This window comes from Paraburkholderia caledonica NBRC 102488 (genome assembly GCF_000685095.1).
In the GTDB taxonomy this organism is placed as follows: Bacteria; Pseudomonadota; Gammaproteobacteria; order Burkholderiales; family Burkholderiaceae; genus Paraburkholderia; species Paraburkholderia caledonica.
In genome coordinates this window covers 1-16,736 of the sequence record NZ_BAYE01000035.1, presented here as the reverse complement: position 1 = coordinate 16,736, position 16,736 = coordinate 1, and the positions used below count along the sequence as shown (strand labels likewise).

General features: G+C 59.5%; 16 protein-coding genes. 12 read left to right on the top strand and 4 right to left on the bottom strand.

All coding sequences use genetic code 11. From position 1 onward, the window contains the following. Nucleotides 1-114 precede the first annotated feature (114 nt). The 5 genes from BCA01S_RS32270 (at nt 115) to BCA01S_RS32250 (ending at nt 7,473) form a co-directional block, all read left to right on the top strand. The gene (locus BCA01S_RS32270) at nt 115-1,140 is read left to right on the top strand and encodes an IS110 family RNA-guided transposase (protein WP_027780422.1); all 1,026 of its coding nucleotides are present in this window, start codon (nt 115-117) and stop codon (nt 1,138-1,140) included. Between the two features lie 1,090 nt (nt 1,141-2,230). Next, a complete protein-coding gene (locus BCA01S_RS32265) occupies nt 2,231-3,937 on the top strand; it encodes a M14 family zinc carboxypeptidase (protein WP_027780421.1) in 1,707 nt (568 codons plus the stop codon). Nucleotides 3,938-4,434: 497 nt separating this feature from the next. Then, on the top strand, nt 4,435-5,628 hold the full coding sequence (locus BCA01S_RS32260; protein ID WP_027780420.1) for an amidase: 1,194 nt from the start codon (nt 4,435-4,437) through the stop codon (nt 5,626-5,628). A gap of 76 nt (nt 5,629-5,704) precedes the next feature. Next, a complete protein-coding gene (locus BCA01S_RS32255) occupies nt 5,705-6,430 on the top strand; it encodes an HAD family hydrolase (RefSeq protein ID WP_027780419.1) in 726 nt (241 codons plus the stop codon). Between the two features lie 59 nt (nt 6,431-6,489). Then, nucleotides 6,490-7,473: a threonine ammonia-lyase gene (locus BCA01S_RS32250; protein ID WP_027780418.1), complete on the top strand. Its 984-nt coding sequence runs from the start codon at nt 6,490-6,492 to the stop codon at nt 7,471-7,473. Nucleotides 7,474-7,491: 18 nt separating this feature from the next. Here BCA01S_RS32250 and BCA01S_RS32245 read toward each other — a convergent pair whose 3' ends face one another. Then, nucleotides 7,492-8,226, bottom strand: a complete 735-nt coding sequence (locus tag BCA01S_RS32245; RefSeq protein WP_084167059.1) for a GntR family transcriptional regulator — start codon at nt 8,224-8,226, stop codon at nt 7,492-7,494. Nucleotides 8,227-8,566: 340 nt separating this feature from the next. Here BCA01S_RS32245 and BCA01S_RS39570 point away from each other — a divergent pair, with 340 nt between their 5' ends. Next, a complete protein-coding gene (locus BCA01S_RS39570; protein ID WP_084167057.1) occupies nt 8,567-8,794 on the top strand; it encodes a LysR substrate-binding domain-containing protein in 228 nt (75 codons plus the stop codon). A 42-nt stretch (nt 8,795-8,836) separates the two neighbouring features. On the opposite strand, the gene BCA01S_RS32235 is transcribed toward BCA01S_RS39570, so the two are convergent. The 3 genes from BCA01S_RS32235 to BCA01S_RS32225 all read right to left on the bottom strand — a co-directional run bounded on the left by BCA01S_RS32235 (nt 8,837) and on the right by BCA01S_RS32225 (nt 11,501). Next, nucleotides 8,837-9,577: an SDR family oxidoreductase gene (locus BCA01S_RS32235; protein ID WP_027780415.1), complete on the bottom strand. Its 741-nt coding sequence runs from the start codon at nt 9,575-9,577 to the stop codon at nt 8,837-8,839. Next, nucleotides 9,574-10,731 (bottom strand): alkene reductase, encoded by a 1,158-nt coding sequence (locus tag BCA01S_RS35930; protein WP_042320176.1) that lies wholly within the window; start codon nt 10,729-10,731, stop codon nt 9,574-9,576. The genes BCA01S_RS32235 and BCA01S_RS35930 overlap by 4 nt, the downstream gene beginning before the upstream one ends. Before the next feature lie 65 nt (nt 10,732-10,796). Next, nucleotides 10,797-11,501 carry a type 1 glutamine amidotransferase domain-containing protein gene (locus BCA01S_RS32225; RefSeq protein WP_027780414.1) on the bottom strand — a complete coding sequence of 235 codons (705 nt, stop codon included), beginning with the start codon at nt 11,499-11,501 and terminating at the stop codon, nt 10,797-10,799. A gap of 418 nt (nt 11,502-11,919) precedes the next feature. Between BCA01S_RS32225 and BCA01S_RS32220 the strand changes: the two genes are divergently transcribed. From BCA01S_RS32220 to BCA01S_RS32195, 6 genes are all read left to right on the top strand, one after another. Then, nucleotides 11,920-12,606: a type 1 glutamine amidotransferase domain-containing protein gene (locus BCA01S_RS32220; RefSeq protein ID WP_027780413.1), complete on the top strand. Its 687-nt coding sequence runs from the start codon at nt 11,920-11,922 to the stop codon at nt 12,604-12,606. Continuing rightward, on the top strand, nt 12,603-12,914 hold the full coding sequence (locus BCA01S_RS32215; protein WP_027780412.1) for a DUF1330 domain-containing protein: 312 nt from the start codon (nt 12,603-12,605) through the stop codon (nt 12,912-12,914). Before BCA01S_RS32220 ends, BCA01S_RS32215 begins: the two co-directional genes overlap by 4 nt. Before the next feature lie 679 nt (nt 12,915-13,593). Continuing rightward, the gene (locus BCA01S_RS32210; RefSeq protein ID WP_042320173.1) at nt 13,594-14,415 is read left to right on the top strand and encodes an alpha/beta fold hydrolase; all 822 of its coding nucleotides are present in this window, start codon (nt 13,594-13,596) and stop codon (nt 14,413-14,415) included. Nucleotides 14,416-14,564: 149 nt separating this feature from the next. Next, entirely contained in the window at nt 14,565-15,062 is a 498-nt protein-coding gene (locus BCA01S_RS35925; RefSeq protein WP_052369575.1) for a DUF3331 domain-containing protein, read from the top strand. Between the two features lie 5 nt (nt 15,063-15,067). Next, entirely contained in the window at nt 15,068-15,466 is a 399-nt protein-coding gene (locus BCA01S_RS32200) for a BON domain-containing protein (protein ID WP_027780410.1), read from the top strand. Between the two features lie 227 nt (nt 15,467-15,693). Further along, a partial coding sequence (locus BCA01S_RS32195; RefSeq protein WP_027780409.1) for a peroxidase family protein occupies nt 15,694-16,736 on the top strand: 1,043 nt, incomplete at its 3' end.

The window sequence follows — 16,736 nt, the reverse complement described above, 5'->3', positions numbered from 1 at the left end:
CGGACGTCACGGATTGATGAACTTATTGCCGCAACGTTACAGTAATGGGATGGTCCCTCCCGCCCTCGCCGAGTGCGCTACGCTTACGGCGTCAATTCCGGATTGGAGACTGTCATGCAAGACGTCACGATAGTTGGCATCGATTTGGGAAAGAACACCTTCCACCTTCACGGTCAGGACAGAGGGGGCAAAGCGGTATTTCGCAAGAAGCTCGGGCGCAGGCAACTGGTCGAGTTCTTCGCGACTTTTCATGCATGCACGGTTGTAATGGAGGCTTGTGCCGGCGCCCATCACATGGCTCGCCTGCTGACGACGTTCGGACATGAGGTCAAATTGATCTCACCGCAGTTTGTACGTCCGTTCGTAAAGAGCAACAAGAATGACTTTGTAGACGCCGAGGCTATCTGCGAAGCTGCCTCCCGGCCTACCATGCGGTTTGTCACCGCGAAAACCGAATCACAGCAGACGCTCTCCGCCCTACATCGCCTACGGGAGTCATTCGTGCGGGATCGCACGAGAACCATCAACCAGATGCACGGCTTATTGCTGGAATTCGGCGTTAGCTTGCCAGTTGGAAAGGCTTCCGTTGCCCGTCTTCCGGCCTTCCTCTCTGAGCATTCACTGCCACCGCGCCTGATCGCGATCCTTCAGCGTCTGCACGAGCACTATAAGTACCTCGACAGCGAAGTTGGCCATATTGAGAAAGAGATTAACGCCCAGCTCGCAGACGACGAGCTCGGCCAGCGCCTGCTGACGATCCCGGGCATCGGCCCCATCACCGCCAGTGTTCTGGCCGCAGAAATGGGAGACGGCAAGCAGTATAGGTGCGGTCGCGACTTTGCAGCGTCGGTCGGTCTCGTTCCCAGGCAGTACAGTACCGGTGGGAAGGCGACGTTGCTTGGTATCAGCCGACGTGGCGACAAGAATATTCGGCGGCTGCTCGTCACGTGCGCTCGAGCCTACATGCTGCGGCTTGAGGGACGGACAGGCCAACTCGCGGACTGGGTTCGTGCCATGCTCACCCGACGACATTCAAACGTTGTAGCGTGCGCGCTGGCTAACAAGCTGGCTCGAACTGCGTGGTCAATGGCAGCCCACGGCACCGCGTACTGTGCGGGATTGACGGTCGCTGCGGACTGACTGCGCGGCTCAACTTCTGGCGAATCACCCAACTGGTTTTGCGACGACTGAAATTTGATGACATGAACGGCACATCGGCCTGAAGGACAACCTGGGTATTAAATAGGCTTTCCCAAGCCGAGACAGTTTTTAGGACCTTCAGGCGCGAACCTCATCGTGGCGCGGGGCATGATCCCCACAATCGACGCCGGATAGATTTAAGCGAGCCTGCAATGACATCGAAAATCGTGGTTGCAAAAATGGGAGGGACCATAGAATTTAATACGCTCTACGGCGGGATGGATACCTTTTCCCGACAATTTCGCGATCAGCACTAGGGCGATTCGCGACGCTCGCGCGTCTTGATGGCGGCAGGTTGAGCCACACACAGACGCCAACAGCATGGCTCGATGACCGTCGCTGCATGCCGTACTGCTTTAGATGCCTCGTGCTAAATGAAGCGGACGTGTCAGCGCCACGCTGGAAACGTGAGTGGCTTGATCCGACAGCCGAATTCTGTAGCGTGCACCACAGGCCCCTTGAAACGGTGCCGGCGTCCGTGTTCCGGCTATCAAATCACTTCGACGCCGCGCTTCGGACGATCAGGCGCTACCGAGAAAAATGCTTGTTTTCGGGCCACCGACCGCCTGCGTTAGCAGAATTAGTGGACAGCATTAACGATCAAGTGGACACCGCTAGCAAAATTAACGATCTCCAACACGTATTGTTGATTGCCGGGCATAACGTACCTAAAGAGTCCCCGCACATTCTTGACATACGCAAACGTCCGCTCTATTTTATCGATTATCGATAAAATGGTGACGGCATACTGCTTGGTCCTATCCAGTCTGATGTTCTCAGGTTTGATGTGAACGGTACATTGATCGACATGGCGCCCGCCATATCGATGTTTCGGAGCGTTGCGGACCAGGTCGCGTCCAAGAACAGCCTATGGCCCTGCGTGTCCGGGGATGCGGTTCGATCAGCGCATCTTATGGGGAGGGGGCACGCGGCCGCTCGCCTGGCTGTTCATGATCGACCAGCCTTGCCTTTCCCACGCCCTTCGAACTTGGCAGTGGCAACGTACCACCAACAGAAAAAGGAATCGCGCATGACGTCCCCGACCGCCGTTGCCTATCCCACACCCTTCGAACTCGGCAATGGCAACCAGACCACCACGTGGGCCGAATGCATCGCCTTCTACGAGCGGCTGGCCGGGCGATTCCCGGGTGTGCTGCGATGGTGGCGGGTAGGCACGTCTGACACCGGCCTTCCGATGCACGCCGGGTTGGTGACGTCCGACGGCGTGTTCGACCGCGAGACCTTGCGCGATCAGGGGCGTCCAATATTCTTCAACAATAACGGCATCCATGCCGGCGAGCCCGAGGGCATCGACGCCTGTATGGCGCTAGTGCGCGACTTCTGCCTCGAACCCGAACGGCTGGCGGCGCTGGGTAAAACGGTGTTCCTTTTCATCCCGGTCTACAACGTCGATGGCTGCGTGAACCGCCAATCCACCTCGCGTGTCAACCAGCTAGGCCCCGAATCATTCGGATTTCGGGGCAATGGTCTCAACCTCGACCTGAACCGCGACTTCATCAAATGCGACAGCCTGGCCGCCCAGATGTTCAACCGCTTCTTCACTGCCTGGAATCCGGATGTGATGGTCGACACACACACCGCCAACGGTGCCGACCACGTCTATGCCATGACCCTGATCCCGACCCAGCCCGACAAGCTGGGCGGCGACTTGGGAAACTTCCTGCGTGAGCGCATGCTGCCCGCGATCTATGGCGAGATGCAGCGGCGGGGCTGGCCGACCTGCCCCTACGTCAATCTGCTGGCCGAGACGCCCGACGACGGCATCGAAGATTTTCTCGATCTGCCGCGCTTCTCCACTGGCTACGCCGCGCTGCACCACACTATTGGCTTCATGCCCGAGACACACATGCTCAAGCCTTTCGCCGACCGTGTGGCCGCGATGCGCACGCTGCTCGAGGTGGTGCTGGACTTCAGCGTAGCGAACGCGGCGCGCATCCAGCAACTGCGGCGCGACTTGCGGGCCGACGCCGAACGCCGCACGCAGTGGCCGCTGCGATGGCGCAACGACCACGCACGCCCGGCGCGCCTTCGCTTTCAGGGCTACTCGGCGGTGCGCACACCAAGTCGGCTGGGTGACTATCAACGGATCGCATATGACCGCAGACAGCCGTGGGAGAAGGACATCGTCCACTTTGACCGCTGCGTCGAGGAACGGGTGGTAACGGCCCCGAAAGCCTACCTTGTTCCCCAGGCCTGGCGAGACGTGATCAAGCGGCTGAAGTGGAACGGTGTCGCACTGCGGCCCCTGGACGCCGACCGAGTGTTCGATGCGGCTCGAGTGTACCGGGTGGTGGAGGTTGGGACCCGCGCGACAGCCTATGAAGGCCACATGTTTCATGACCACGTGCTGCTGAGCACGCACTGCGAGGCCATCCGGGCGCGCGCGGGCGACATGCTGGTGTCTCTCGACCAGCCCCAGGCCCGCTACGCGGTGGAGACGCTGGAACCCGAAGCGCACGACAGCTTCTTTCGCTGGGGGTTTTTCAACAGCGTGCTGGAGCGGAAGCAGGACCACATCTCGGCGTATGTCTTCGAGGACACGGCCTTGCAGATGTTGGCCGACGAGCCGGCGCTGCGCCAGACATTCGACGACTGGAAGGCGGCGCATCCGGCACAGCTGTCCGACCAACAAGCCGTGCTCTGGTTTCTGTTCACCCACGGCCGGCGCCATGCCGAGCCGGAATGGCGGCGCTATCCAGTGGCAGCGTTGATTTAGTCGGAAGCGACAACCGTCGCCGCTGGTCACTGCTCATCTGATGGCGACGGAGAGTTCATCCGCACCGGACACGAAATAATGACGATCAACTATCGCGTGGTGCGAGTGAGGTTCGCGGTAGCTCTGTTCCACCTTGCATCAGTTGCATGGCACTCGCCTCCAAATTGCCTCAAAGAAGGGTTCAAATCACGCTAACGCTAGCCGTGAAGCATCGGCTGGTGCCTCTTCGACGAGTCGGAATCGGCGCTCGATCCGGAACACCAGTACGAGGTTCTTCAGGTGCTCAGGCAAATCGCGCTCGGAGCCGCGTCGATGATCATCGTCTCCGCACGAGATCAAGTTCGCGCGCCATGTTGGCAGGGGGGCGTCTCCTTCTCGACAAAGGCAAAGTGTTTGATGACGCGCGCCGGCGGCGCTGTAACGCCCCACCAAGCGAGCGCCACGCGAGTTCTCTAAATCCCGTAGGTTGACCGAACACCATCTCAGCCCAGGATGCCATGCCAGATACTGCTCAGCCCCGTTCATTCTATCGTTGCTTCGTTCCCTATCCGGATGCCAAGGTACGCCATGCGCCAGATGGGCCGCTGTCCGGCCTGTCCTTCGGTGTGAAGGATCTTTTCGACGTAGAAGGCTATCCCACGGGATGTGGCAATCCCCACATGCTCGCGTTGTCGGGTGTAAAAGGCGTCAATGCAACCGCGGTCAACATGCTGTTGAACGCCGGTGCGCGTTTCGTCGGGAAGACACATACCGACGAGCTTGCTTTTTCGATGACCGGAAAGAACGTCCATTTTGGAATTCCTGTCAACGGTGCGGCTCCGGACCGAGTTTGTGGGGGATCCAGTTCCGGGTCGGCATCAGCCGTTTCCAATCGGCTCTGCAGTTTCGCCATCGGCACGGACACCGGTGGCTCGGTCCGTGCGCCATCGAGCCACTGCGGACTTTATGGGCTGCGTCCCACCCATGGCGGCGTGAGTCTGGAGGGATGCATGCCTTTATCTCCGAGCCTTGACGCATGCGGTTGGTTCGCACGTGACGCAAAGACGTTGAGTCTTGTCGGCGGCACGCTCCTAGGCGCTGACTCGTCCACTCTTTCGACGCCTCGGGATATCGTCGTTCCGCTCGAGTTCGAATCCGAATTGCGGCCGCATACTGCGGCTGTGTTCTTCGACACGCTTGCTAGGGTCGCAGCCCGACTTGGAGCCAACGTTTACCGCAAAAGAATCTCGACTCATTCCGTCGATGCACTGTGCGATGCGTTTCGTCATATCCAGGGATTTGAAGCATGGAGAGGCTTAGGGCACCTTTTGGATGAGCATCATTTCCAGCTAGGAGAGACGGTACGGGATCGGTTTGATTGGTCGCGCGGCGTGACGAGCGCGCAATATGAAACCGCGTCGGAAACCAGAGCGAAATTTGGCAATGGCCTGGCCAACCTTCTAGATGACAACACGGTGATTGCCGTGCCTTCCATGCCGGACGTCGCTCCATTGATTAGCGTGACCGACAGCGAACTGGACGCCTACCGGTTCGAAGCCATCCGGTTGCTGTGTGTTTCGGGCCTGTCGGGTCGCCCGCAGGTGTCCATGCCGATCATGCAGATTCAGGGAATCCCGCTGGGCTTTTCATTAATCGGTCCCCGCGGCAGCGACACAGCGCTTCTTTCCCTGGCGGTCACGATCTCCGGTTGAGCCAGCCCTCAACTGGTCGTTGACGAACCGATCACGAATAGGTACGTTATCGATTATCGATAAAAAGGAGCGAATCGTGACGCTTGACCTTACGCGGTTTGACGCAATCACCTTCGATGTCTATGGCACGTTGATCGATTGGGAGCCGTCGATCATTGCGATGTTCCAGAGCGTTGCGGACCAGCATCAGGTCGAACTCTCCCGTGACGAGTTACTGCTTGAGTTCGACCGGGCGAGAGCCAGATTGCAGCGTATCCGGCCGGCACTTTTGTACCCCGATGTGCTGCGCGAGGCGTACAACCAGTTCTGCGAACGCTACCGGATTCCGGCGAATGATCGCGAGCGCGAGATGTTCAGTCGGGCGGTCATGCTCTGGCCGGCGTTCGACGATGCCGTCGAGTCGCTCGCTTATCTCCATTCGCATGTGAAGATAGGTTTGCTGAGCAACATCGACAACGACTCGTTGAGCTACTCGGTGCGCAAGCTGCGCTTCAATCCTGACGTGGTTGTTACGGCACAAAGCGTGGGTGCGTACAAACCGGATCATGCTCACTTCCATTCGGGTTTGAAGGCATTTTGTGATCTGAAGATTTCGCCGCATCGGGTTCTGCACGTGGGGCAAAGTCTGCGTGCAGATGTGATTCCCGCGAACGTCCTCGATCTGAAATGCGCCTGGATTCGCCGGCCCGGACGCAGCCTGGGCTCACGCTCGGAGGACGCTGTCGGTGCACGGCCTGATGCGGAATTCGACACGATGCATGACTTCGCGCTCGCTTTGCGGGCTCAACTCGCGATTTCGTAAGCCCGACGACAGCCTGCATCTGGCTAAAGACATGTAGTGACTACCTCACATCAAAGGCAATGCTCGATCTTCAACTGCCGAGCCCCTCCGAAGTCCAAGCCGCAGCTGACCGTCTTCGAGGTATAGCGAGGCCAACACCCTTACTTCGATCGGAACGGCTCAGCGCGCTCTGTGACGGTGATATCTATGTGAAGCTCGAGAGCTTGCAGCGGACCGGGGCTTTTAAATTCAGAGGTGCGTTTAATTGCGTGTCGCGGCTCGACATGGCCGAATTCCCGGACGGGGTTCTGGCCTATTCGACAGGCAATCATGGACAGGCGATAGCGACGGTGGCAATGATGCTTGGCACACAGGCAACCGTGGTCATGCCAACGGATGCACCTTCCATCAAAATTGAAAAAGCCCGGCAGCAGGGCGCAAGAATCGTGCAGTACGATCGCACGCGGGAGCGCCGGGAAGAAATTGCTGAGAAAATCGGTCGCACGGGGCGTTATGTGACGATTCCGCCAGGAGACCACCGTCACGTCATTGCAGGGCAGGGCACAGTAGCGCTTGAAATCCTCATCGAACTCGGCTCCCGTCGCGTGGACGCGCTCGTGGTTCCCTGCGGCGGTGGCGGGTTGGCAGCGGGGACGTGTCTTGCTCGAGACTTAGTGTGCTCTTCGTCGGAGGTCTGGGTCGCCGAGCCGATCGATTTCGACGACACCAGACGCTCATTGACCTCGGGTAACAGGGAGCTCAATCCAACGGGCAAAACATCGATCTGTGATGCACTGCTTGCGCCGACGCCTGCCGGATTGCCCTTCGAAATCAACCGCGGAGGTGTTGCCCGAGGGCTTGTGTCCGATGACGCGCACGTACTCAAGGCAATGCAATTGCTGTTTGAAGAGTTTCGCGTTGTTGTCGAGCCGGGCGGCGCTGTCGCTGTGGCGGCGATCCTGTCGGACCCCACTGCTTTGCGAGGGAAAGTCGCCGCTTTGGTTGCGTCCGGCGGGAACGTCGATTCAGGGTTGTGCGACGAAATTATTCGCGGGGCTCGATGACAATTGACCTGACCTCGCTTAGGTCTGCAGTAGCGCGACGATAGCATCGCCGGTCGCCGAGATATGCGACGCCAGAGTCTTTTGCGCGCCCCGAACATTTTTTGCACGGCACAGCGCGACGATTTCCCGATGATCGGCTTGCGAATTTGACTTGTATCCGGAACGCATCCAAAGCATTCGCAGATAGGGCTCCAGAGCAAGCCGCAATTTCTCCAGCATTGCCAGCGTGCGGGGCCGCACGGCCCGCGAATAAAGGAGGCTGTGAAAACTCAGATTGAGCTGAAGCTGCTCATTAAGGGTCCTCGCCTTGTCCAGTCGCATAATTATCCGTTCAGCTTCTTCAAGATCCGTATCGGTCAGGCGGCGGATTGCCGCCGCGATCAGGATCGATTCCAGTGTGATGCGTAATTCGACGATTTCCCGCACGTCGTCTTCTGATAGACATGCGACGATAGCGCCGCGCCGAGGAGCGATTTCGACCAGACCTTCCTCGCCAAGGAGGCGCAATGCTTCGCGTACAGTCACCTGACTGACGGCGAACTGCTTGGCGAGCGCGTCTTGGCGGAGCGGCTCGCCCTGCTTGAGCAGGCGCCCAAAGATCGCTTCGCGCAGCGCGTCGGCCACGAGGATCGATGCCGGTTGGCGCCGGTCCTGTGCTGCGCGTGCCAATGTTGATAGCTGCTCCATGACGATGTCCCCGTTCTGTACCGGCTGTATGTTGACATATTTCGTTGGTCCGCCGGACGGATTCATCGATAATCGATGTCTGATCGGCGTTGCCGATCAACGGCAGTTGCCTAATCGTTGATTTCGGTAGCGCTCGCCTTTGGGACACGGAAGAACTTCTGCTGGCGCTTTCCATCAAGCCTTTTCGTGCAGTCTGCAATTCGCTAGCGACCCGGTTTGAAGTCTGGCATGTTGTCACCCCAGATTGCCGCTTGCCGGACGAATCGTGGACATGCGGAACGGTCGCTCAGAAGACGGACAAAGACGTGCGCGTAACAACGCGGCTGTCCCACCTCATCAAGCGCGCGCGCCGAAGGCGGCTACAGCTGGCCCCTGATTAGGCGGGGGCAAGCCGCAGCGTTACAGGATCGATCCGGTGATTGCAGGAAGCGATCCGGCGTTGGTTCTCGAGGCGGCGTGCGCGGGCCAAGGTGTCATGCTTGCGATGGACATGAGCATGGAAGCCGAAGTCAAGGCAGGCCGCTTATTCCGCGCGCTGCCGCGATGGGCGGGGCCCCCGCAGGAATTGAACGCGCTCTACCCGCAAGAGTGCGTCCGTTGGCCGAAGGTCCGCGCTCTCGTTCGTTACCTGTAGGAGAGGTCAGATCCATCGCCGAAGCAATATCGCGAGCTTGCGTCAGAACTCCTGACGCGTAGGCCGTAAGACGATTTCATTGATGTCTACATCGTCGGGTTGCTCGATCGCGAAAGCAATTGCTCGCGCGACGGATTCTGTCGGAATCGCCAGCTTGTAGAAGTCCAGTACGGTGTCTTTCGCGGTTCCCGAGGTGCTGTGCTTCAGTTCGCTCTCGACGGCTCCCGGTTCGATCGATGTAACGCGGATCGCTGCGCCCACCTCTTGCCTAAGCCCTTCGGAAATTGCTCTCACCGCGAACTTGGTTCCTGAATATACCGTCCCGCCCGGCGCAAAAACCTTGATTCCCGCAACGGAGCTGATGTTGATGACGTGTCCGCTACCTTGCGCGGTGAAGCGCGGCAGCACGGCAGCGATGCCATACAAGGTGCCCTTGATGTTGACGTCGATCATCGCGTCCCATTCATCCGTGTTCACCTCGATCATCGGCCGGATCGGCATTAACCCGGCGTTGTTCACGATCACGTCGATGCGACCGAAGTCTCCGACGGTGGCGGCGACGACCGCTTCCATGTTCGCTTTGTCCGTGACGTCCAGTGCATACGATCTGGCCGCCCCTCCAGAAGCGAGGATGTCGGCGACGACTGTCTGGAGTAGATCTGTCCGGCGGGCGGCGACTGCTACCCGTGCGCCGCGAGCCGCGAGATAGCGCGCCGTAACGGCACCGATGCCGCTGCTCGCTCCGGTGATCAAAACGACCTTATTCTCGATGTTGGTTCTCATGCTGTGGCCTCTGTAGTGTGGTCCTGACGTGATTCGACGTACATGGGATAGTCGGTGAAGCCGCGTGCCCCGCCGCCATACAGGGCCGCGCCGTCCAATGGGTTCAATGGCCAGCCATTCGCGAGACGTTCGGGAAGGTCCGGATTGGCAATGAACGGCCGGCCGAACGCAATGAGGTCGGCTAGACCCGCGTCAATCAGACGGGTGCCGCGTTCCGCGGTGTAACAGCCAGCGTAGACAATGCGGCCACTAAAGGCGCTTCGAACGTCACGGCGAAAGCTGTCGGGCAACTCCGGAGCGTTGTCCCAATCGGCTTCTGCAATGGAGAGATACGCAACGCCCTCGGCCTCCAGAATCCTGATTGCTTCGAGATATGTGCCATGCGGGTCTTCTTCGACCAGGCCGATGTACACGCGGTCCTGATCGGTGCCTGTAAAAAGCGGCGTGAAGCGCACGCCAAGGCGACCGGGACCCACCACCTCCATGACCGCATGCACGACCTCGCGGAGAAAGCGCAGACGGTTGGTCAGCGAGCCGCCGTACTGGTCGTCACGGTGATTGGCGTGCGCGGAGATGAACTGGTTGATGAGGTAACCGTTCGCCGCATGAATCTCGACGCCGTCGAAGCCCGCGCTCAACGCATTCCTTGCGGCCTGCGCGTACATCCTGACCAGTTCTTCTATCTCGGTCGGGCTAAGCGCTCTAGGATCAGACGGTTCTATCAGGGTGCCGGTTTCGGGCCCGGTGGCGATGAAAGCTTTGACTTTCTCCGCACGGATTGCCGAAGGGGCAACCGGTGAGCCGCCATGAGGTTGAAGCGCCGTATGCGACACCCGGCCGACGTGCCATAACTGCGCAAACATCACGCCGCCCGCCGCGTGTACTGCCTGAGTGACCTTGCGCCAGCCAGAGATCTGGGCGTCGCTGTAGATCCCCGGGGTCCATGCATAGCCTTGTCCGCGAGGTTCGATTTGCGTGCCTTCGCTGACGATGAGCCCCGCGCTAGCGCGTTGGCTGTAGTAAGTCGCCATCAGGTCCGTTGCGGCATCGCCATCGGGGCTACTTCGCTGCCGCGTGAGCGGCGGCAGGACGATCCGGTTTTTGAGGACATGTGTGCCGAGCGTCACGCGCTCGAAGAGTTTGCTGTGGTTCATGCCATACCTCATAAATGTATTTGTGCTTCGACTCGTCGCGCCGATCGTTGCGACATGCCTTGCGCTTAAGCTTTCGGGGCAGCAGCCGTAACAAGAGCCGGATGCTGAAGCAGACGGGCAGCGGCAGGCCCGGAGGAGGCCGGGTTCTGGCCCGTGATCAGCAGGCCGTCGGTGACGACATAAGGGGACCAGTCGGCTACTTTCGAATAAATGCCACCGTTGGCCTCAAGCACGTCTTCGACGAGGAACGGCACAACCTGGGTGAGCCCGACGGCCTCTTCTTCCGAGTTGGCAAATCCCGTTACTTCCTTGCCTTCGACGATAGGCTTTCCTTGCGGCGTCACGACGTGCCGCAATACGCCTGGCGCATGGCAGACAAGGGCTGCCGGCTTCCGGGCGGCGATGAACGACTGGATCAGTCTGATCGACGTTGCATCTTCGGCCAGGTCCCAAAGCGGGCCGTGACCACCGGGGTAGAAGACGGCATCGAAATCGTCGGACGACACGCTATCGAGTCGTGCCGTGCTCGCAAGCTGCGCCATTGAATCGGCGTCGCCTTCGAAACGACGGGTGAGGTCTGTCTGATTCGCGGGCTCGTTGCTTTTTGGGTCGAGAGGCGGCAAGCCACCCTTCGGCGAGGCCAGGACGATGTGCGCACCGGCGTCCTTGAACATGTAGTAGGGCGCTGCCAGCTCTTCGAGCCAGAATCCGGTCTTGCGACCTGTATTTCCAAGTTGGTCGTGCGAGGTGAGAACCATCAGTACTTTCATGATCATTGTCCTTCGAGTGGTTGGCGTCGTCATTCGACGGCACGGTTGGTCCCAAGCAATACGCAGATGGACCAAAGAGCTTTCATTTCGAGTAGACCGGTCGGCTAGTAACGCCTTAGCGTTTGTCGGCAGCAAACACGCCGAGCCGACCCGGCATCAATGGTCGGCGTTTCGCAAGCGTGGCGCCTTGGGGCCACGGGTTGAACTATACACGCTCTACGTGCCGACTTGATGCAACTCGTTATCCTATGAGTCGCACTCACTAGCTGCCTGGTGGTCAATCGATTGTGTATTTTAATTTTTACTAGACGACCGGTCTAGGAAGGGCTACAGTGCGCTCGTTGAGGTTGCGACGACGCGGCCAGTCTCAAAGGCGAGCCGTATTTTTATCTTGATGATGCAACATGAGGGTAAAGCAATGAAGATCCTGATAGTACTGACGTCGCACGACCAGTTGGGCGACACTGGTCGTAAGACGGGCTTCTGGCTGGAGGAGTTGGCTGCCCCGTTCTATACGTTCGAGGAAGCAGGCGCGGCCATTACGCTGGCTTCGCCAAAAGGTGGCCGACCACCGCTTGACCCGAAAAGCAATGAATTGGCGAATCAGACCGACAGCACACGCCGGTTCGAAGCGGATGAAAAAGCAATGGCCGCACTTTCGGCAACGCTGAAGCTGTCCGATGTGGTCGAGGCAGACTACGACGCCGTCTTTTATCCGGGGGGGCATGGTCCGCTATGGGATCTGGCTGAGGACCCGCATTCCATCCGTCTGATCGAGAGCTTCATCGTGTCAAACAAGCCCGTCGCTCTCGTCTGTCACGCGCCTGGCGTCCTGCGTCATGTGTGCGCACCGTCAGGTCGGCCGCTCGTCGATGGAAAGAAAGTCACCGGTTTTGCCAATTCCGAGGAGGACGCCGTTGGGTTGACGAATGTCGTGCCATTTCTCGTCGAAGATGAGCTGAGGGCGAAAGGCGGCGTGTATTCGCGCGGTCCAGATTGGGGTTCCTATGTCGTCGAGGACGGTTTGCTTATCACCGGGCAGAACCCAGGATCGTCTCCTGCAACCGCACGTACCCTGATCGATGCCTTGGGAGCCGGGAAATGACGGCGTACGTCGTCATCGTGCGCGAACAGACGCTTGATGGAAAGTCTCTCGGCCGCTATCGCGAATTGGCGCCCCTCGCGCGACACGTGCATCCCGTGACTCCTATAGCCTTCTATGGTGAGCACGAAGCGCTCGAAGGGGCGTCGGCCGAGGGTGTAGCGATTCTGTCCTTTCCTACTATGACGGCCGCGAGGGCCTGGTACGCCAGCGACGAATATCAGGCCGCGCTGCCTCACAGACTCAAAGGCAGCGTATCTCGTGTTTTACTCGTGGCGGGTAACGATGAAGCCCCTGGCGCATCGGGCTAGGCTTTCAATGGCGTATCTGAGAAGGTGGTTCATGGCAATCCTTCTCGCCCAACCTTTTTATTACACGGAGATTCGAATCGTTCACGCCGTGCTCGCCGCCGTGCGGCACCGTTGGAGCCTGGTCCCAAAAACCAGACCAAGTCATAGAAACCCGCGATAACCGGAAAAATCTGGATGCCTCACTGCACGAGATGGCATTGACTTTCCCGCCGCTACAAACAGACAACTGACAGAAATGGTATTGCGAGTGCAACAAATGAGCAGTTTTATAATTTAGTAATCCGAATCACGGCCCGGAGGAATCTTGCTGTCATTCAGCGATTGTACGAGGCATTCGCACGACGAAACCGTCCTTAACAACAATCAAGCAATCTGAACTACAGCTGATATTCGCGTCCGCAGCATTCGGAACCATGCGATGCGGGGGATAGGGGCGATGTGGCGCCATGCTTCCCACGCATGCACAGCAATGTCACAAGCACGGAGAAAACTTTTGGCTCACTCATTGAAAACGCCGACGACAGCGCCATCGGCAAATCGCCGCCAGCTACTCACCGCGGGCGCAAGCGCGGCCGTTGCCGCGATCGCGGCGCCTGGCGTCGCGTTCGCAGCGGCATCCGGTGGCGGCGGCAGCCACGCGGGCAACTCATCTCATTCACAGCGCGGAGAGCGGCACACCATGAACACGGTCACCACGAAAGACGGCACGCGCATTTTCTTCAAGGACTGGGGCACGGGTAAGCCGGTCGTGTTCTCGCATGGCTGGCCGCTCGACGCCGACGCATGGGACCCGCAAATGATGTTTCTCGTGCAGAAGGGCTACCGCGTCATCGCCCACGACCGGCGTGGCCACGGCCGCTCGGAGCAGCCGTCGCATGGCAACGATATGGACACCTACGCCGACGACCTGGCCGCCGTGATCAACGCGCTGGATCTGAAGGAAGCCACGCTCGTCGGCCATTCGACAGGTGGCGGCGAAGTCGCTCACTATATTGGCCGCCACGGCAGTTCGCGGGTAGCGAAGGCCGTGCTGATCGGCGCTGTGCCGCCCATCATGGTCAAGACAGAGGCGCATCCGAACGGCTTGCCGATGTCCGTGTTTGACGGCATTCGCGCCAACGTGGCGGCGAACCGCTCGCAATTCTACAAAGACCTCGCGGTGCCTTTCTACGGCTATAACCGTCCGGACGCGAAAGTCTCGCAAGGCAACATCGACGAGTTCTGGCGCGAAGGCATGCTCGGCTCGATCAAAGGCCAGTACGAATGCATCAAGCAGTTTTCCGAGGTGGACTACACCGCCGACCTGATGAAGATCGATGTGCCTACACTGATTCTTCACGGCGACGACGACCAGATCGTGCCCATCGGCGGCTCGGCTCGGCTGTCGGCCAAGCTCATTAAGAACGCGACGTTGAAGGTCTATGCCGGCGCACCGCACGGCATGTGCACCACGCTTGCCGACAAGGTCAACGCCGACCTGCTGGAATTCCTGCAGGGCTAGATCCGGCGAGGCGCGCGCCGCGTTGCAGCGGTGCGGTGCAGATCCGCGAGAACCGTCGGTTTCGAGCAATACACCGACACGCGGCAATTCTTCCGCGCAGCCAGAGTTAGCTGGATGCGCGAAGTTTTTCTCTCTTTCGGAGGACCATCTTGCACGATAGCGGCCTTCTGCTGGACACGAGCCACGTACAAGCGTCATCGACCATCTGGGACCACGTGATGCGAAATCTGTTGGGACTTTCCGGGCAGATATTTCGCGAAGAAGCGGAAAAGAAAGATGCGTCGTCGCAACACGCGCGCATCCGCGTACTGGAGCGCCTGAGCGCCAACACGATCATTGTCCTCTGGCAGGATGCGACCCGCTGCCACTATAGCGATCAGACATGGATACGCTGCAGGGCGCGCGCTCGTGGTGTCTGTGCTTTGGGCGGTGAAATCATCCGGCGGGGTGACATCGTTTATAAGCCGCGGGCGCGCCATCACACCGTCGCAAACGGTCACGCAATGATTCTGGCGAGTGAAGTCGCATACGAGCACGCTGAGTGCGGCGGCGACAAGGCGAGCGCATTTAGTCCTCCAGAGAGAGCTGAAGGTAATTTGAATGGCGGTGGACCTGGTGTCTGCCAACAAATCAGGAGATTCACTTGAAAAAAATGAAAGCAGCGTTCCCGCGCGTCGCCTGCATGGCGCTTCTCGTGCTGGTCAGTGGCGCTGGGGTTGCATTGGCCGACGAGGCGGATATCGCATATCTGCCGCCTGTTCAGCCTTATGTGGCGCCGCCGAAAGACCCTGCAAAGGCGCAGCGCGCCGCGCAAAAAAAGGCAATGCGCGTTGAGAACCGCCATCTTGCCGCAAGCGTGCGGAAGTCGCTGGTCAAGGCAGGTGATATTGACACGGCGCACGTGTCTGTCCTGGCGAAGTCCGGGACGGTAACACTGGCGGGGACGGTGCCCGAGGTATCGCAGATCGACCTCGCGCAACAGCGGGCGCGGCAAGTTCCGGGGGTGAGAGAGGTCTCAAACCGGTTGATCCTCGGAAGCGAAGGGCACTAAAGCGGCATCCACCTTCCTGGCGGCGCCGCTCGGCCTCGCTCGGCGACGTGGAAACCGCACTGCCGGTGTCACGCGGTATTGCGGGCGCAACTGCTGCCAACGTCCCGCGGGGTTCGATGCAGTAAGAATGCCTTTTCGCAATCTTTATCTCCCTTGCAAGCCCGGCAAAGTGTGTCGGGGCAGCAAGAGCGAGCACCGAAAACAGCTTAAAAAACAGGACCAACCTGATGTCTGATACCTCGAAGTGCCCATTCAATCACGCGGCCGGCGGCGGCACCACCAACGGTGACTGGTGGCCTAAAGCGCTGAGACTCGACCTGCTGAGCCAGCACTCCAGTAAGTCGAACCCGCTCGATTCGCAATTCGACTATGCGCAAGCATTCAATACGCTTGACCTCTCTGCGCTCAAGAAGGACCTGGCCGCCGCCATGACTGACTCGAAGGACTGGTGGCCTGCCGACTTCGGTCACTACGGTCCGCTTTTCGTTCGCATGGCCTGGCATAGCGCCGGCACTTACCGTACGGGTGACGGACGCGGCGGCGCAGGACGAGGGCAGCAGCGTTTTGCGCCGCTCAACAGCTGGCCCGACAACGTGAGCCTCGACAAGGCGCGTCGACTCCTGTGGCCAGTCAAGCAGAAGTATGGTCAGAAGATCTCGTGGGCCGATCTGCTTGTCCTCGCGGGCAACGTCGCACTCGAAAGCATGGGCTTCAGAACCCTGGGTTTCGCCGGTGGCCGGGAGGATACATGGGAACCCGATCAGGACGTGTATTGGGGCAACGAAAAGACCTGGTTGGGCGGCGATGTTCGCTATGGAAAGGCGGCGGCAGACGGCGGGGGAGGCGTGATCGTCGCCGATGAAGAACTGCACGGAGTCGAGCAAAGCCGCGCGGATGCGGGCCGCAATCTTGAAAACCCGCTCGCGGCAGTGCAGATGGGCCTCATTTATGTGAACCCTGAAGGCCCCGACGGCAATCCCGATCCACTTGCGGCCGCGCACGACATTCGTGAGACGTTCGCCCGCATGGCGATGAACGACGAAGAAACGGTTGCCTTGATCGCGGGTGGCCACACCTTTGGCAAGACCCACGGCGCGGGCCCCGCCGACAACGTGGGACCGGAGCCGGAGGCGGCTGGCCTTGAAAACCAGGGCCTCGGATGGCAAAGCACGTTTGGCACTGGCAAGGGCGCCGACACCATTACCAGTGGGCTCGAAGTCACGTGGACCAGCACGCCCACTCAATGGGGAATGGGCTTCTTTGAGAACCT

What these genes read in the sequence shown, in the direction of transcription:
- BCA01S_RS32265 (WP_027780421.1), top strand. Translation starts at nt 2,231, where the DNA reads ATGACGTCCCCGACCGCCGTTGCCTATCCCACACCCTTCGAACTCGGC.
- BCA01S_RS32245 (WP_084167059.1), bottom strand. Translation starts at nt 8,226, where the DNA reads ATGAATCCGTCCGGCGGACCAACGAAATATGTCAACATACAGCCGGTA.
- BCA01S_RS32210 (WP_042320173.1), top strand. Translation starts at nt 13,594, where the DNA reads ATGAACACGGTCACCACGAAAGACGGCACGCGCATTTTCTTCAAGGAC.
- BCA01S_RS35930 (WP_042320176.1), bottom strand. Translation starts at nt 10,731, where the DNA reads ATGAACCACAGCAAACTCTTCGAGCGCGTGACGCTCGGCACACATGTC.
- BCA01S_RS32260 (WP_027780420.1), top strand. Translation starts at nt 4,435, where the DNA reads ATGCCAGATACTGCTCAGCCCCGTTCATTCTATCGTTGCTTCGTTCCC.
- BCA01S_RS32220 (WP_027780413.1), top strand. Translation starts at nt 11,920, where the DNA reads ATGAAGATCCTGATAGTACTGACGTCGCACGACCAGTTGGGCGACACT.
- BCA01S_RS32235 (WP_027780415.1), bottom strand. Translation starts at nt 9,577, where the DNA reads ATGAGAACCAACATCGAGAATAAGGTCGTTTTGATCACCGGAGCGAGC.
- BCA01S_RS32225 (WP_027780414.1), bottom strand. Translation starts at nt 11,501, where the DNA reads ATGAAAGTACTGATGGTTCTCACCTCGCACGACCAACTTGGAAATACA.
- BCA01S_RS32270 (WP_027780422.1), top strand. Translation starts at nt 115, where the DNA reads ATGCAAGACGTCACGATAGTTGGCATCGATTTGGGAAAGAACACCTTC.
- BCA01S_RS32215 (WP_027780412.1), top strand. Translation starts at nt 12,603, where the DNA reads ATGACGGCGTACGTCGTCATCGTGCGCGAACAGACGCTTGATGGAAAG.
- BCA01S_RS32250 (WP_027780418.1), top strand. Translation starts at nt 6,490, where the DNA reads ATGCTCGATCTTCAACTGCCGAGCCCCTCCGAAGTCCAAGCCGCAGCT.
- BCA01S_RS32200 (WP_027780410.1), top strand. Translation starts at nt 15,068, where the DNA reads ATGAAAGCAGCGTTCCCGCGCGTCGCCTGCATGGCGCTTCTCGTGCTG.